The 15,870-nt window shown below is 61.6% G+C and carries 18 protein-coding genes and 1 other RNA gene; 10 read left to right on the forward strand and 9 right to left on the reverse strand.

Annotated elements, in window-relative coordinates:
- Positions 1-50: 50 nt before the first annotated feature.
- The 5 genes from AADA15_RS04240 to AADA15_RS04260 all read right to left on the reverse strand — a co-directional run bounded on the left by AADA15_RS04240 (position 51) and on the right by AADA15_RS04260 (position 5,611).
- The gene (locus AADA15_RS04240) at positions 51-1,214 is read right to left on the reverse strand and encodes an SPFH domain-containing protein (RefSeq protein WP_341640301.1); all 1,164 of its coding nucleotides are present in this window, start codon (positions 1,212-1,214) and stop codon (positions 51-53) included.
- Between the two features lie 47 nt (positions 1,215-1,261).
- Positions 1,262-2,137: a DUF2927 domain-containing protein gene (locus AADA15_RS04245; RefSeq protein WP_341640575.1), complete on the reverse strand. Its 876-nt coding sequence runs from the start codon at positions 2,135-2,137 to the stop codon at positions 1,262-1,264.
- A 103-nt stretch (positions 2,138-2,240) separates the two neighbouring features.
- Complete coding sequence (locus AADA15_RS04250) at positions 2,241-3,431, reverse strand: toxic anion resistance protein (protein WP_341640302.1); 1,191 nt, start codon at positions 3,429-3,431, stop codon at positions 2,241-2,243.
- 25 nt (positions 3,432-3,456) lie between these two features.
- A complete protein-coding gene (locus AADA15_RS04255) occupies positions 3,457-4,371 on the reverse strand; it encodes a 5-bromo-4-chloroindolyl phosphate hydrolysis family protein (RefSeq protein WP_341640303.1) in 915 nt (304 codons plus the stop codon).
- A gap of 166 nt (positions 4,372-4,537) precedes the next feature.
- Positions 4,538-5,611, reverse strand: coding sequence for a pseudouridine synthase (locus AADA15_RS04260; protein ID WP_341640304.1), 1,074 nt, complete (start codon positions 5,609-5,611; stop codon positions 4,538-4,540).
- A gap of 62 nt (positions 5,612-5,673) precedes the next feature.
- On the opposite strand from AADA15_RS04260, the gene AADA15_RS04265 reads away from it, so the two are divergent.
- Entirely contained in the window at positions 5,674-6,123 is a 450-nt protein-coding gene (locus AADA15_RS04265) for a nucleoside deaminase (protein ID WP_341640305.1), read from the forward strand.
- Between the two features lie 99 nt (positions 6,124-6,222).
- Positions 6,223-6,855: a DNA-3-methyladenine glycosylase I gene (locus AADA15_RS04270; RefSeq protein ID WP_341640306.1), complete on the forward strand. Its 633-nt coding sequence runs from the start codon at positions 6,223-6,225 to the stop codon at positions 6,853-6,855.
- A 627-nt stretch (positions 6,856-7,482) separates the two neighbouring features.
- Here the strand turns inward: AADA15_RS04270 and AADA15_RS04275 are convergent.
- Positions 7,483-8,175 (reverse strand): metal-dependent hydrolase, encoded by a 693-nt coding sequence (locus AADA15_RS04275; protein WP_341640307.1) that lies wholly within the window; start codon positions 8,173-8,175, stop codon positions 7,483-7,485.
- Positions 8,176-8,341: 166 nt separating this feature from the next.
- On the opposite strand from AADA15_RS04275, the gene gatC reads away from it, so the two are divergent.
- The 7 genes from gatC (at position 8,342) to AADA15_RS04310 (ending at position 13,060) form a co-directional block, all read left to right on the forward strand.
- On the forward strand, positions 8,342-8,629 hold the full coding sequence (gene gatC, locus AADA15_RS04280; protein WP_341640308.1) for an Asp-tRNA(Asn)/Glu-tRNA(Gln) amidotransferase subunit GatC: 288 nt from the start codon (positions 8,342-8,344) through the stop codon (positions 8,627-8,629).
- A 3-nt stretch (positions 8,630-8,632) separates the two neighbouring features.
- Entirely contained in the window at positions 8,633-10,120 is a 1,488-nt protein-coding gene (gene gatA, locus AADA15_RS04285; protein ID WP_341640309.1) for an Asp-tRNA(Asn)/Glu-tRNA(Gln) amidotransferase subunit GatA, read from the forward strand.
- 51 nt (positions 10,121-10,171) lie between these two features.
- Positions 10,172-10,957 (forward strand): hypothetical protein, encoded by a 786-nt coding sequence (locus tag AADA15_RS04290; RefSeq protein ID WP_341640310.1) that lies wholly within the window; start codon positions 10,172-10,174, stop codon positions 10,955-10,957.
- Positions 10,958-10,970: 13 nt separating this feature from the next.
- A complete protein-coding gene (locus AADA15_RS04295; RefSeq protein WP_437343169.1) occupies positions 10,971-11,672 on the forward strand; it encodes an N-acetylmuramoyl-L-alanine amidase in 702 nt (233 codons plus the stop codon).
- 53 nt (positions 11,673-11,725) lie between these two features.
- Positions 11,726-12,138: RNase P RNA component class A (gene rnpB, locus AADA15_RS04300), an RNA gene on the forward strand.
- Between the two features lie 109 nt (positions 12,139-12,247).
- On the forward strand, positions 12,248-12,415 hold the full coding sequence (gene rpmG, locus AADA15_RS04305; protein WP_007814563.1) for a 50S ribosomal protein L33: 168 nt from the start codon (positions 12,248-12,250) through the stop codon (positions 12,413-12,415).
- A gap of 267 nt (positions 12,416-12,682) precedes the next feature.
- Entirely contained in the window at positions 12,683-13,060 is a 378-nt protein-coding gene (locus AADA15_RS04310; RefSeq protein WP_341640312.1) for a hypothetical protein, read from the forward strand.
- Between the two features lie 15 nt (positions 13,061-13,075).
- Here AADA15_RS04310 and AADA15_RS04315 read toward each other — a convergent pair whose 3' ends face one another.
- The 3 genes from AADA15_RS04315 to AADA15_RS04325 form a co-directional block, all read right to left on the reverse strand.
- Entirely contained in the window at positions 13,076-13,543 is a 468-nt protein-coding gene (locus tag AADA15_RS04315; RefSeq protein WP_341640313.1) for a GNAT family N-acetyltransferase, read from the reverse strand.
- 99 nt (positions 13,544-13,642) lie between these two features.
- Positions 13,643-14,419: a Bax inhibitor-1/YccA family protein gene (locus AADA15_RS04320; RefSeq protein WP_341640314.1), complete on the reverse strand. Its 777-nt coding sequence runs from the start codon at positions 14,417-14,419 to the stop codon at positions 13,643-13,645.
- Positions 14,420-14,652: 233 nt separating this feature from the next.
- A complete protein-coding gene (locus tag AADA15_RS04325; RefSeq protein WP_341640315.1) occupies positions 14,653-14,862 on the reverse strand; it encodes a DUF1127 domain-containing protein in 210 nt (69 codons plus the stop codon).
- Positions 14,863-14,986: 124 nt separating this feature from the next.
- Here AADA15_RS04325 and AADA15_RS04330 point away from each other — a divergent pair, with 124 nt between their 5' ends.
- A complete protein-coding gene (locus AADA15_RS04330; RefSeq protein WP_341640316.1) occupies positions 14,987-15,868 on the forward strand; it encodes a LysR family transcriptional regulator in 882 nt (293 codons plus the stop codon).
- Positions 15,869-15,870 lie beyond the last annotated feature (2 nt).

The raw sequence follows: 15,870 nt of genomic DNA on the forward strand, positions 1-15,870 counted from the left end.
GTTTCTCGCAAATCTTGCGTTTCAGAGGTGAAACCGAAGCGTTCAAGGGATCAGCCGCCCGGGGCGGGTGGCGGCGGAGGCGGCGGCAGGATGGTAAAAAGCTGCGCCAGTTCGGTCACATCTCCTGCGCGCTGCCATCCGTCCTGACCGGGAGTCCAGACATAGGTCTCGCGTTTGAGCTGCCCTTCCTGCGCCATACGGCCAAGGCGTGCTTTCGAGTAGGGCCCTGTGGTCTGTCCATTCTCGGCGATGTGCCAGACGTGCTCCACCGGCGGTGGCGGCGGAGCGACCGGTGCGGCCTGGGGGTGGGCCTGCGCAGCAGCGGGCGCGGGGCGGGGGCCCCAAGGGCCGGCGGGTTGACCCGCTGCGCCCTGTGCCACCTGCTGTGCCATCGCCATGCCCATGCCCATGCCAAGACCCGCGCCCATGCCGCTGTTTGGCGTGCGCGCGGCGGCATCCATCGCCTCGGCCGCTGCAAACTGCGTGTACCGGCCCAAGTCCCCGATGATGCCCATCTGGGTGCGCCGGTCCATGGCCTGCTCCACCGCGGGCGGCAGGGAAATGTTCTCGATATAGAGCTCCGGGATGGACAGGCCGTATTCCGCCACCGTTGCCGAGATTTCTGCAGCGACCAGCTTGCCCAGATCTGCGGTATTGGCCGCCATGTCCAGCACCGGAATGCCCGAGCCTGCCACCACCCGGCTGAATTCCTGCACGATGATGTTGCGGATCTGGAAGCTGATTTCGTCCATGGTGAACTCACCATCGGTGCCGACAATCTCGGTCAGGAACCGCGCCGGATCGACCACCCGCACCGAGTAGCTGCCAAAGGCGCGCAGGCGCACCGGCCCGAACTCCGGGTCGCGGCAGATGATCGGGTTCTTGGTGCCCCATTTCAGATCGTTAAACCGCGTGGTGCTGACGAAATAGACCTCGGATTTGAAAGGGGATTGAAACCCGTGGTCCCAGTGCTGCAGCGTCGTCATCACCGGCATGTTGTTGGTCTCAAGCATATAAAGACCGGGGGTAAAAACATCGGCGAGTTGCCCCTCATGGACAAAGACCGCCGCCTGACCTTCGCGCACCGTCAGCTTGGCGCCATACTTGATCTCATGACCTTCGCGTTCAAAGCGCCAGACCATGGTATCGCGGGTATCATCCACCCAGTGGATGACGTCGATGAACTCTCCGGTCAGGAAGTCGAAAATACCCATCTGTCAGGTCCTCTTCATGTCGTGTTCAAGGGCGCGTGCCGCCGGTTTCAAAGGGGCTGCCCCATCAGTTCGCGGGCAATGATACGGGTAATGGGGCGCGCCTCTTCGGCGCTCATGCCCGTGGTCAGGCGTGGATCGTAAAGCATCTGCAGCAGCTTTTCGTCATGGCTGGTGAGAAAAGCAAATTCGTCATCATCGTTGAAGATGGAAGGGCGCGCCTTGGGGCTGTCGTTCAAGAGGCCCAGCCCTTGGGCGATTTCCTCGTGAATGCAACTGTTGCGCACCAGGTCCGGGTGCTCGGCGCGGATAAGCGCAACGCCGCGTATGTAGTCAAAGGGGCTGCTTTGCGCGCCGCCCGCGAGCACAAAGCAATAGTGCGTGCGCGGCGGGTCCACGAATAACTGGAAATCGCCTTGGCTGATGTTCGGCAAAAGGGCACGCACGCGATCAGCCACAAAGGCACCGTCATCCTTGCCTGCAAAGATCACGTGAAAATTCGCGCGTCTTTGCACGGCGGAAATGGGATGTTTGGTGATCCGGCCCAGCCTTGCGGCAAAGCTGGCCACCCGTTCATTGTCCACAAGACGCTGGCCATCCGGCACCGATGGGCCGAACTCGGCTTGAATGCGGACCGGTCCCGACCAGCGCGACAGGCCGCCGGTCGCACCGCCACCACGGCCCGCGTATTCGTTGTAAAAGGAAATGGCTTCGAAATTCGTCGCCAGATCTTCGGCATCGTAGGGCGTGTCCGGGCCTCCGCCATCGGTGCGCAGCAGGCCCCGCGTCAACAGATCCTGCTGCAAGACGCGGTAGTACTGTCGCAGCTCGGCGCTGGCTGCGGATGGGGCAGCCGGGACGGACAGGGAAGCCGGGCGTGGTTTTGGAACCAGAGACTCCCCGCGCCCTGCGGGCATGCATCCCATCGCGAGGAAACCGAGGCCCAACGCCAGAAGGCGGCCACCCTGCCGTAGGGCCCTTGGCCCTTGTTCGGAGCCTCCGATATATGATGCCGACTTTGCCATCGGGTCAGGTCGGAACGGCCGTGCCCGTGTTGTCTCCGATCCCATCGCGCCGTGCCTTTGCCGCTGCCAGCGTGTCACGCAGGTCCGCTTCCATCTTCTTGAGGTCTTCCTCGGCGGCGGCGCGTTTGGCCTTTCCTTCGTCAGCGATCTGCAGGCTTTCCTGGATGGTGCCGATCAGATCCGCGTTGGCCTGTTTCACGGCCTCAATGTCAAAGACACCGCGTTCCATTTCCTGACGGATCATCTTGTTGCTTTCACGCAGATTGGCGGCGTTCGATGTGAGCAGCTCATTCGTCAGGTCATTGGCATCGCGCACCGCGGCGGCGGCCTCGGCCGAGCGCTGGATCGTGACGGCCTGCGCCAGCTGCGTCTCCCACAGAGGCACGGTGTTGACGAGGGTCGAGTTAATCTTGGTGACCAGCGACTTGTCGTTTTCCTGAACCAGGCGGATCGACGGCAGCGATTGCATCGTGACCTGACGGGTCAGTTTCAGATCGTGCACCCGGCGCTCCAGGTCGTCCCGCGCGGCACGCAGATCGCGCAGCTCTTGTGCACGGATGACCTGATCGGCCTCGGCAGCGGCCTGCACGGCCGCTTCGAGCGCCGGAATGTCGTTGCTGTCGAGATCTGCAAGTTTGGCTTCACCTGCCGCGATGTAGAGCGCCAGCTCATCGTAGAAATCGAGGGTTTTCTCATAAAGCAGGTCGAGCGACTTGATGTCTTTCAGCAGCGTGTGCTCGTGCCCCAGAAGATCGTCGGTGATCTTGTCAATCTGCGCCTGAATGGTTTCGTAGCGGGCTGTGAACTTGGCGAAAGGCGCGGCGCGGCCCAAAAGGCGTTCCCAGAAGGTCGGCTTGCGGCGTACATCCAGCTCGGACACCGAAAAGCCCCGGATCGTGGTGACAATATCGCGCAGGGAGTCGCCGGCCGGGCCGACGTCCTTGTTGCGCACATCGGCCAGCATTGCCTGGCTGATCGTCTGCAGTTCGGCCTGCGCGCCAGATCCGAACCCGATGATCGAGTTGCTGTCGCTCATGTCGATCTCGCCGATGCGCTTGTGGATCGCTTCGCTGGTGGCGGCATCCGCCTGCGCCAGGGGCGGCACATCGCCCGCCGGGACCGGAAGTTCCACAGCGGTCACCTCGGTGACGAGGGCTTCGGCCTCAAGGGCTTTTTTCTGAACGGTCTCGGACATCAACGGCGTTCCTCAGGTCAAAGTGTCAGTTGCGGTCCAGCTGGACCCCTTCGCGCTGCAGACGATCCCGCAGCACATCGATTTCAATGGTCAGGTCACTGCGGTCTTCGAGCAGCATCTTCTGTGTGCGGGCCGCAAAATTCTTTTCCAGATCGTCCAGCAGGGCAAGATAATCCTTGCGGGCCTCGGCATCGCGGCTGCGCGAGAAAATGTCGGCGAACTTGATTGTGGCATCGCGCGCGCCCTGCAGGTAGACGGTCAGATACTTGCGGGCACCGGTCAGATCGCGCGGGTCTTCCTCGATGGTGCGGAACATCTCGCGGGCGACCGACTGGAAACGTTCGACACGGGCCTCGAGATCCCGGTCCTGCGCGCGCAGCGCCGCATCGCGCATGGCGTTTAGGTAAGCTTCGGCCTCATCCACGGCGCGGGCGACGCGGCTTTGCTGGAAATCATCGACACCCTCAACGCCCTTGTCCTGCAAGGGATCGATCCCGAAAGCCGTCATGTGCAGGCCCGTGGCCGCCAGGCCATAGACAGCGGCGACAAGGATCCCCGGCTCTGCTTTCCAAGCGGCCAGCGCGGCACCGGCGCCGGTCAGGATCGAGGCGAGAATCTTGCGGGGCAGTGCCGGTTTGCGCGCCACCTTGCGGGCGGCAAAGGCTGTCTCCGCGCGCAGGCCTTCGCGCAACAGGAAAGCGGCCCCGGTCCACAGCGCGGCCGCCGTTCCCCCAAGGGCCAGTCCCGTCGCGCCATCGTTCAGCGACAGAAGCAGCAACACGCCACCCGGCACGAACATCGTGTTGGCGCGTGCGCCGACCGGATCGACCTTGGCATTGCGGAATGAAGTTCCTTTGGGCGCGGCGTTTCCTGCGGATGAGGCGTTCGATTGATCCGATCCGCCGTCCGGGCTGTACTTGCCGCCATACCTCAGAGCCATGCGCTCAGCCTCCCACGATCCAGCCGGTGCTCAGGCCGAACATCAGGATCATCAGGGCTGCAAAGGCGACTTTCTGCACGCGGGCTCCCCCAGGAGTTAGGTTTACATGTCCGAAATCTAAGAGATGAGGCGCGCGCTTACTAGGGGGAAGTCTGTTCCAGATGCCTCAGCGCCGGGGATTTTTGCCGATTGGCCCTTTTCCGGGGCGGGATGGGCCCTTTGCCCCCGGACGAGGTTTCTTTCCACTCGCGGGCTTGTCCCTTTGATCCGGTTTTGATCCCCGAACACCCGCTTTGGGGCCTGGTTTGCCGCGCTCCATGTCTTCGCCGCGATAGGGAGGCGGTGTTTTTCCAGATGTTTTGCGACCGGGACGCGCGCCTCGGGTGGGTTTGGCCCGCGCTGCCGCGCCCGATGTGTCCGCGCTTTCCGGCTCAAGACCCAGCTGATCGCGGATCACGCGGGAGCGCAGTTCTTCGACCTCTCCGGGTTTCAGTGACCCAAGCTGGAAGGGGCCGTATGAAAGCCGCAAAAGGCGGTTCACCGAAAAGCCGATATCCTCAATAGCGCGGCGGATCTCGCGGTTCTTGCCTTCGCGCAGGCCCACGGTCAGCCAGGCGTTGGCGCCTTGCTGGCGGTCCAGGGTCACGATCATCGGCTGGAACTTTTCGCCCTCGATCACCAGCCCCTTTCGCAGCGGTTCGAAATCGCTTTCCTGCGGGCGGCCCTTGATACGAACACGGTAACGGCGCAGCCAGCCGGTGGAGGGCAGTTCCAGCTTGCGCTTGATGCCGCCGTCGTTTGTCAGCAGCAACAAACCTTCGGAGTTGAGGTCGAGACGCCCCACTGTCATCACCCGAGGCAGATCTTCGGGCAGTTCATCAAAGATCGTCTTGCGGCCCAGCTCGTCGCTGGTGGTGGTCACAAGGCCCGCCGGTTTGTGATAGAGCCACAGGCGCGGGGCTTCGGCCTCGGGCAAGGGTTTGCCATCGACCAGGATGCGGTCCGTGCCGGTTACGTTCAGAGCGGGGCTGTCGATCACCTTGCCATTTACCGCAATGCGCCCCTCGGCGATCATCCGTTCTGCCTCGCGCCGCGATGCAACACCTGCGCGTGACAGGACTTTGGCAATCCGGTCGCCGTCGGGCGTGGTTTCGGCGCCCAAGGTGTCGGTTTGCGTGGTTTTGCGGGCCGCTGCCGTTGGGCGGGCGGGGCGTTTGGGGGATGCGGGTGTCTTGCTCATCCCTTCGCCATAGAGCATTCCGGCGCCTTGCGAAAGCGCACATTCTGCGGCAGTGAGGGGGTATGGTGTTTCGCTCTCATATGTCTATCGCCCTCGAAGAGGCCCGCGCAGCGGCGGCGAGGGGGGAGGTGCCGGTCGGAGCGGTCTTGATTGCGCCGGATGGTACGGTGGCGGCGCGCGCCGGGAACCGCACCCGCGAGCTGTCGGACCCCACGGCCCATGCAGAGGTTCTGGCGATCCGCGCCGCCTGCGCTGCGCGCGGATCGGAACGGCTGGCAGGCTTTGATCTTTATGTAACGCTGGAGCCTTGCGCCATGTGCGCGGCGGCCATTTCGGCAGCCCGGATCGCGCGGGTGTACTACGGGGCCTCTGACCCTAAGTCCGGCGGCGTGGCCCATGGCGCTTGCGTCTTTTCCCACCCGCAGGCGCATCATGCACCGGAAGTCTATGAAGGGATCGCCGAAGAGGAATGCGCCGCGCTTTTGAAAGAGTTCTTCAGCGCCCGGCGGTGAGCCGCCATATCTACATTGAAAAACCATGGCTGGACAGCAACGCGTCATTCCGCCAAGGTGTTCTGCAAATGTTCTCTTTTGGGTCGGGCGGATTTTGAATTGAGCAAGGTGATTGTCGGAAAAGACGGGCGTGCCCGCTGCGCCTGGAGCGCCACTGCGCCCGAGTTTAACGCCTATCACGATGCGGAGTGGGGCTATCCGGTCGGGGATGACATTCGCCTCTTTGAGAAGATCTGCCTTGAAAGTTTCCAGTCGGGCCTCAGCTGGCGCACCATCCTGGCCAAGCGCGAGAATTTCCGCGCGGCCTTTTGCGGGTTTGACTGGACCAAGGTCGCCCTCTTCACCGAAGAGGACGTGGAGCGCCTGTTGCAGGATGCGGGCATCATTCGCCATCGCGGCAAGATCGAGGCGGTGATCAACAACGCCCGCCGCGCGCAGGAGCTGGTTGAGGAAGCCGGATCGCTGGCCGCATTCTTCTGGAGTTATGAGCCGGACCCGGACAGCCTGCCCGAGCCGCAGACCAAATCGACCAGCCCAGAGTCCGTCGCGCTCTCCAAAGCGCTGAAGAAACGCGGCTGGAAATTTGTCGGCCCCACCACCGTTTTTGCCTTCATGCAGGCGATGGGGCTGATCAATGACCATGCGACGGGGTGCCATTGCAGGGTCAGCGCAGCCAAGGCGCGCGTGGCATTTCAAAAACCCATGTTCACAAACCTTGTTGGTCCGCGTTGAGCCCATATTGACCGATGCTGAGGAATGCCCGAATGGCGGCTTTTCTGAGAGATTAGAGACCCTGAACTCCTATGTATTTGCCCCGCAGAACTAAGAGCATACCCAGCAAAACACTGAATGACATGAGTGGCCACGACAGAGCGAAGAAGAGTTCAGATCCACTGTCAGGATAAGCAGGAAAAGGCCCCTGTAGAACGGTGCATGCCGAGTGACCTCGTACCAGAATTTCAAAGCTCAGGCGTGAAGAAAACCAAAGTTGCCAAAAAATGATGGGAAAAACTGGAAGGGAGAACAAAACGATAGTGCGGCCTCGCGGCGACAGCCACAAACCGAGTATAGCAATGCCATAGAGTAGAAATGAAAAAACTACGCCATGCAAACGATCTGCGTCACCTTGCGTACAAGTGCCTGCAACACGTGCGAGCACTGTATTGCCCGCTGCTAGGTAGAAGCACATGATAGATAGGGGCTGCCAGAGTTTCATCGTGTCAGCTTAGTCCTGTAAACTCGATCCGCATACGTCTCGCATCACAGTCAATAGCGGGCGTGCGTGCAGCCGCAGCGAAAAGTCGCTTCGTTCGCTTCGAGACCAATGCGATTTCCTGAGGTTTGTATAAAAACGCCTGTCTACAGGTCGATTGCGGTCATCACCTCGGGTTCGATCACGTCGACGCCGGGCAGGCCTGCCATCAGATCCTCTGCCGATTGTTCGAGCAGCGGGAAGGTCTTGTAGTGGCAGGGGATCACGGTCTTGAAGTTGAAATACCGTTTGGCCGCATAGGCTGCCTGTTTCATGTCCATAGTGAAATGACCGCCTGCGCATAGGATGCCCACATCGGGTTTGAAGTAATCCCCGATCCAGTCCATATCCGCCATGATCGCGGTGTCGCCCGAAATGTAGACGGTCTTGCCCTCGGCCTGCAGGATGTAACCGACTTCGGATCCACCGGTGCGCAGCCCCTCAGGGGTGGAAAAGGTGGAGCTGTGCGAGGCGGGCACCATCGAGAGTTTCACGCCGCCCAGATCCACCGTGCCGCCCTTGTTGAAGCCGATGGTCTCGATCCCTTCGGTTTCACCCCAGAAGCCCATCAGATCGTACTGACCTGCGACCGGGATGTTCAGCTTTTTCGCCAGAGGCAGCACGTCGACCACATGGTCGAAATGCGTGTGGGTCAGGATGATATGGGTCGCGCCCGCGATTGCCCCGTCATGCTGGTCTTCGGGCAGGCTCGGGTTGCCGGTCAGCCAGGGATCCAGCAGCAGCACCTTGCCTTCGGTCTCGAAACGGAAACTGCCGTGGCCCAGCCAGATGATCTTCATGGTTTTTCTCCCCGTGTTGGATTTTTCCGAACTCTAGCATTGCGGGCACAGGAATCCACCGTCATGCACCTTCGGCTTGCCTTCTGGGGCGGGAAAGGCGCCAGTCAGGCTTGCGGCGCGGGCAGCGCGGCGGTAAACGCGACAGGAACACGAGATGAGGGTTTCCATGTCGATTGACCAAAGCACAGCCGCCAAGGTGGCCAAACTGGCCCGGATCAAGGTCGAAGAGAACGCGCTGCCTGCCCTGGCGGACGAGTTCAACACCATCCTGGGTTTCATCGAACAGCTGAACGAAGTGGATGTGGAAGGGGTCGAACCGATGACCTCGGTCACGCCGCAGCGTCTCAAGCGTCGCGAGGATGTGGTCAATGATGGGGGCCAGCAGGACAAGATCCTCTCGAATGCCCCCGACGCCCGCGAGGGCTTCTTTGCGGTCCCCAAGGTGGTGGAGTAAGACATGAGCGAGTTGAACAAACTGGGCCTGGCCGAGGCGCGCGACGCGCTACGCAAAGGCGAAACCACCTCCGTCGAGCTGACCGAAGCCTGTCTCAAGGCGATCGACGGCGCCGATGCTCTCAACGCCTTTGTGCACAAGACGCCCGAGATCGCGCTGGAGCGCGCCAAGGCCGCCGACGCGCGCATCAAGGCGGGCGATGCACCGTCGATGTGTGGTCTGCCGGTGGGGATCAAGGATCTCTTCTGCACCAAGGGTGTCGACAGTCAGGCGGCGTCGAACATCCTGAAAGGCTTCAAACCCGAGTATGAGAGCACCGTGTCGCAGAAACTGCTGGATGCGGGATCTGTTATGCTTGGCAAGCTGAACATGGACGAATTCGCCATGGGCTCGTCCAACGAAACTTCGGCCTATGGCGATGCGGTCAGCCCCTGGCGGCGTGAGGGCAGCGATACGAAGCTGACACCGGGCGGATCTTCGGGCGGCTCGGCCTCTGCCGTGGCAGCGGACCTGTGCCTTGCGGCGACCGGCACCGACACCGGCGGCTCGATCCGCCAACCTGCGGCCTTTACCGGCACGGTTGGTATCAAGCCCACCTATGGACGCTGCTCGCGTTGGGGCATCGTGGCCTTTGCCTCTTCGCTGGATCAGGCGGGCCCGATGACCAAATCCGTGCGCGATGCGGCGATCATGCTCGAAGCCATGGCTGGGCACGACCCCAAGGACAGCACCAGCGCCGATCTGGCCGTGCCGAACTTTGAGGCGATGCTGACCGGCGATATCAAGGGCAAGAAGATCGGTATCCCGAAGGAATACCGCATGGAGGGCATGCCGGCCGAGATCGAAAAGCTTTGGGCCGATGGCACCGCGATGCTGAAGGACGCAGGTGCCAAGATCGTCGATATCTCGTTGCCGCACACGAAATATGCGTTGCCTGCCTATTACGTGATTGCCCCGGCAGAGGCGTCTTCGAACCTCGCGCGCTATGACGGCGTGCGTTACGGTCACCGTGCGACGCTGGCGCAGGGCGACGGCATCACCGAGATGTACGAAAAGACCCGCGCCGAAGGCTTCGGCCATGAGGTGCAGCGCCGCGTGATGGTCGGCACCTATGTGCTGTCTGCCGGTTTCTATGACGCCTACTACAATCGCGCACGCCGCGTGCGCACCCTGATCAAGAAAGACTTCGAGGACGTTTTCGCTGCGGGGATCGATGCAATCCTGACACCGGCGACGCCTTCGGCGGCCTTTGGTCTGGGGGAGATGACCGATGCGGATCCGGTGCAGATGTACCTGAACGATGTGTTCACGGTCACGGTGAACCTCGCGGGCCTGCCGGGTATCTCCGTGCCTGCCGGTCTGGATGCGCAAGGATTGCCGCTTGGTCTGCAGCTGATCGGGCGTCCCTGGGAAGAAGGCGATCTGCTGAACACCGCCTATGCGCTGGAGCAGGCAGCCGGGTTTGTGGCAAAACCGGGAAAATGGTGGTAGAACCGGGTAAAACAAAAGCAGTACCCGCTTGACCAAACACAGGTGATCCCGATGCGTCTCCTCGTCTCCCTCGCCGCCGCTGGCAGTATTCTGGCCCTGGCAGCCTGCTCTCCGCCGGTGCCGGACAGCGCGGCCGGCGTGGGGATTGACGATGATCCTTTTGCTGCACGCCCTGATATCGGGACGACGATCAACGGCGATGCGCTGATCCCGCCTGCACGGGTGTCGAGTGAGCCACTGTCGACGACCAGCAACTTGCAGGCGGCCCCGCGCAGCGCCGGATCCATTGCCGGGGCAGGGACGCTTGCGCAAACCGCGAGCAACGAGGACATTGCGCGCGAAGCCGCTGCTGCCCTGCGCGCGGCGCAGAACAATTCGGGCGTGGCTCCGCTTGAAGCCAGCCCGTCAAACCCGGCGCCGCAGTTGATCGGCAATCCGGGCCTGTCGGATGAGAACAGCTTTGATGCGGTATCGGCGCGGCAGACCATCGAAAGCGATGCCGAGCGCCTGAAACGCCAGCGCGCGCAGTATCAGGTGGTGGCGCCTACCGAGCTACCCACCGTCGCGCCCAGCCAGCGCGACCCGAATATCGTACAATATGCCCTCAGCACTTCGAACCCTCCGGGGAATCGGATCTACAGCCGCTCGGGCATCAACCTGCAGTCTCGTTCGGCACGCAATTGCGCCGGCTATGCTTCGCCTGAACTGGCGCAGATTGCCTTTCTTGAGGCGGGTGGCCCGCGGCGTGATCGCTACGCGCTTGATCCGGATGGGGACGGCTACGCCTGTGGCTGGGACCCCTCGCCATACCGTCTGGTTCTCAACAGCGGTTCCTGATGGGACTGTTCTGATGGGCGCGCGCGTGTCTGATGCCATCTGGCACCCAAGTCCGAACCACACGGTGCGTCGCGATGGGCTGACACCAAGCCTTGTGGTGCTCCACTATACGGCCATGCAAAGCGCAGAGGCCGCACTTGAGCGCCTGTGCGATCCGGTGGCCGAGGTATCGGCCCATTACCTCATCGGGCGTGACGGAACGCTCTGGCAGATGGTCGAGGAAGATCAGCGCGCCTGGCACGCGGGCGCAGGGGAGTGGTGCGGGCTGCAGGATATCAACTCCCGCTCCATCGGGATCGAGCTGGACAATGGCGGCGATCATCCCTTCTCGGCACCACAGATGGATCGGCTGGAGCAGCTTCTGACAGAAGTGATGCGACGCTGGCGCATGTCGCCGGATGCGGTGATCGGCCATTCTGACATGGCGCCGGATCGAAAAATCGATCCGGGCCCGCGCTTTGACTGGGCGCGACTGGCGCGGCAGGGGCTCGCGCGGCAGGGCGCTGAGGCCGTGGCGGGCGCAGGCGGCCTGATGGAGCCGGATATGCTGGATGCTGCGCGGTTCCGGGCCTATGCTCGCGACATTGGCTATACTGCACCGGTGGATGATGAGGCGCTTCTGGCCGCCGTGCGCCTGCGCTATCGTCCGCAGGCCAGGGGTCCGCTGTGCCCAGAGGATTTTGCGCCGCTCGGGCAGGCGGAACTCTGGGGCTGACCTCCTCATCATCCTCTTGACCACAACGAGATGAGCGCATAGGTGCGGGCTGCGCAGAAGGCTGGACGGCCGCGCAGAAGGCTTGCCTTCCGCGAGGAAAGTCCGGACTCCCTAAAGCAACGGTGCCGGGTAACGCCCGGGCAGGGCAACCTGACGGATAGCGCCACAGAAATGAAACCGCCACGCCCCCGGCAACGGATCAGGGCGCGGTAAGGATGAAACGGTGGGGTAAGAGCCCACCGCGCTCCTGGCAACAGGGGTGGCACGGCAAGCCCCACCGGGAGCAATGCCAAATAGGGCCCCCGCGCGGGCAGGTCCCGGCAACGGGAAACCGCCGCTAGGCACGCTTTAGCCAAGAGGGGCCGGGTTGGCAGCTAGAGGTGCGCAGCAATGCGCATCGCAGATGAATGGTCGTCCATGGGGCTGTGCCCCGGGACAGAATCCGGCTTACAGGCCTTCTGCGCAAAATATCCCCCCGAATCCTATTGACTTGGGGGGCAGTGCAGGTAAAAGCGCACGCTCATATAGGAATTTACCGAGAGGCCCCCTGCCTTTTCGGACGCAGGAGAAGCACCATGGCGAAGCCGACGACCATCAAGATCCGCCTGAACTCGACCGCGGGCACGGGCCACTTCTACGTGACCAAGAAAAATGCACGCACCATGACCGAGAAAATGGTTGTGCGTAAGTACGACCCGGTTGTGCGCAAGCACGTCGAGTACAAAGAAGGCAAAATCAAGTAAGCCGTTCCGGCATACCAGATTTGGAAAGGGTCACGCTGTGCGTGGCCCTTTTTCGTTCGACGATAGCGAGCTGCTGAAAGTCCGACACAGACGGAATGGTGCGCGGCGATGCGTTTCGAATTTGAACAAATTACCCGATAGAATAGGGGCGCTGTACGAAAGGATAGTCCCCTTTTCGCCCCAATTCGTGGCTATACTGTTAAGGTGGGTTAACAGAGCCAGGTGGGTGTTCTTGTGATTAAGCGTGTTTTGTTTAGTGCGGCGTTGATGGTTGCAGTCGTGCCGGGGCCGAGTGTGACAGTCGCCGGTGTCGCGACCCCTCCGGCGCCCGTTGTGGCCGGTCCCCTGTCCATCGTGGCGGAGCCTCTTGATGCCCGGTCTCGGCAGGCATCTGGCAACTTGGCGATGCAGGTTGAGGTCTTGGGTCGTTCGCTATCGCTGTCGGTGGTGCGGGCTGGGTCAACCGGGCTTGCGGTTCTCAGCACCCCGGCGCGCAGTGTGATTTCAAGCCTGCCGGATATTGCGCCAAGCGAATTTCAGGCACTGGCCGCCCGGGAAAGCGGCTGCAGCGCAACGGGCGAGGTGCAGGTCCTTGGCAGTGATCGCGGCACGGTCGCCCTGGCCACGGGGCTGAGCTGTTCCTGAGCGATGAGAGCGCCCTCAGGCGCCTGTTCTCCATTCAGCGACCGTTGTGACGGGGGTAAGTCCCACTCGGCTCATCAGCGCGGCCGAGGCGGCGTTGAAGGTTGCATAGGTTGTTACGAGCGTTCCAACCTCCATGGCCTTGCAGCGCGCCTGAATTTCCCTGATCAGGCTGCTGCCGACGCCGAGACGTCGAAAGGGCGTATCTACGGTGATCTGATGAAGCATCACCCGCGTGCCGCCGCGTACAATGGGCAGGCAGCGCCTGTCTTCGATCTCGTAGATCGCATAACCCAACACGGCGCCAGAGGGGCTGTGTGCGGCTATGGCGTGAACACTCTCTGTCGCAAGCTGCTCTGTAAGGTCGGCATCGTCAGGGCTCGCCGGGCAACGCTCTGGCTGGTTCTCGGCATGAATGGCGTGGAGGTCTTGCAATAGAGGCACCAGGCAGGCTGCCTGATCTGCTGCGATATCTGAAATCTTCATCGCTCAATTCCTGAGGCCTGCAAAAATAAAGGGCGGACAAAAAGAAAGGGCGGATCTTGCCGATCCGCCCCTTGCCGAAGTCTTGATATGTGGTGTCGCTTATTCGCGGTTGCCGAGCAGCTGGAGCAGCATCATGAACAGGTTGATGAAGTCCAGATAGAGGCTGAGGGCGCCCATGATCGCGGCCTTGCCCAGCCACTCCTGATCGCCGGAATGGGCCATCTGCAGGTAGGTGTTCTTGATGTTCTGGGTGTCATAGGCGGTAAGGCCCGCAAAGATCAGAACACCGATCACCGAGATCGCGAATGCCATCGCGGAGGAGGCCAGGAAGATATTCACGATCGAGGCCACGATCAGACCGATCAGACCCATGATCAGGAAGGTGCCCATCGCGGACAGGTCCTTCTTGGTGGTGTAGCCCACCAGCGACAGGCCCGCAAAGGCGATGGCGGTGATCAGGAAGACCTGAATGATCGAGTCACCCGTGAAGACCAGGAAGATCGAGCTGATAGACAGGCCCATCACTGTGGCGAAGGTGTAGAACACCAACTGCGCGGCAGAGGCCGACAGGCGGTTGATCGCGGCGCTGAAGCCAAAGACAAAGGCCAGCGGGGCGAACATGATGACCCACTTCAGCGGGGATGCGTAGATCGCATAGCCGAGGCTGGTCAGATACTTGTCCGCACTCAGCTGAGCGGCAGCGCCGGACGGATCGCTGGTGACCGCAAGGCCGGAGATGGCCCAGGCCGCCAGGAATGTGATGAAGGTACCCACGGACATCGTGCCGTAGACCTTGTTCATATGGGCGCGCAGGCCCGCATCGATCTCGGCAGAGCGGGCGCCTGCTGCAGAACGAATGGTGTCAAACTGTGCCATGTATCATGGTCTCCGTTTCCAAAACTCTCCCTCGCTGTACCAACCCAAGGTCTTACCCCGAGGGCTGTGCACAGCGTTCCGTCGAAATATCGGGTCTTTGCGCTAACGGTTCAAGTCCGGGGCACGAAGATTCAGTCGAAAAACATGAAAAGATGCATGGTGAAAACATGAAAAAGGCGCATCAAATAAAAGATGCGCCTTTAGGCATTGATCGTCATGTGAAGGGGCCCTGTTCAGCGCAGCCAAAAATCGGGGGCATCCCAGAACGGGCGGCGGGCTTCGCTGTCTGCGGCTTTTCGGCTGATGCCGATATCAGAGAGGGCAGTATCGTCCAGTTTGGACAGCGCACGTCGCTGACGGTTCAGGGCAAAGGCGAGGGCGATGCGGTCTTTCAGGTTGCGACGCGCCCTGGCGCGGGCCGAGGGGAGTGAAATGTAGGTCATAATTGGTGTCCTTTCGTGCTTGCTTGATGGTTTCTCGTGTCTTCATCATTTCTGTTGATGTATATGGGAGAATGTGCTGTATTTTGAAAACGAATGTTTTTGATATTAAGCATCAAGGATTGTTATGACTCGAAACCTCGATCTGACGACGCTGCGCTCTTTTGTAGCGGTTGCCGACAACGGCGGCGTGACTCGTGCGGCCGGATTTTTGCATCTGACCCAATCTGCGGTCTCCATGCAGCTCAAACGCCTTGAAGAGCTGTTGGGGCTGGATTTGCTGGACCGCTCGGGGCGCACCATTGCGCTCACCCCGTCGGGAGAGCAGCTCTTGGGCTATGCCCGGCGCATGGTGGCGCTCAATGACGAGGTGATCACCCGGCTGACCGATCAGGCCTTTGAAGGCGAAGTGGTTCTGGGCGTGCCGCACGATGTGGTCTATCCGGTCATCCCTCGCGTGCTGCAGCGGTTCAACACCGCCTTTCCCCGCGTGAGCGTCAATCTGGTGACCTCTAACACCCGGGACTTGAAGGCGGGTTTTGCCAAGGGGGCCTATGATCTGATCCTGACCACCGAAAGCATGGCGGGGGAAGGGGGCGAAGCGATTCACGAAATGCCCTTGCGCTGGATCGGTGCCGCGGATGGGTCGGCCTGGCGGCAGCGGCCGCTGCGGCTCGGGTTCTGCCGCAACTGTATCTTCCGCGCCTCTGCGACGGCGGCCCTGGATGAGGCCGGGATCGAGTGGGACATGGCGGTCGATAGCGAATCCGATCGCACGGTCGAGGCGACAGTGAGCGCGGATCTGGCGATCAGCGTGTTGCTGGAGGGGACCCAGCCGGCTCACCAGGAGATCATTGATCACGGAGATCTTTTGCCGGATCTGCCCGTTCAGCAGATCAACCTTTACGGGGCCGATCGCGTGCGCGCGCAGTATGTCGGGGATCTGGCCAACATCATCCGTCAGGGCTTTGCCGCCCTGCGCCCTACGGCACTCAGGGCTGCCAGCTGAGG

The organism is Phycobacter sedimenti, from assembly GCF_038148855.1.
Lineage (GTDB): Bacteria > Pseudomonadota > Alphaproteobacteria > Rhodobacterales > Rhodobacteraceae > Phycobacter > Phycobacter sedimenti.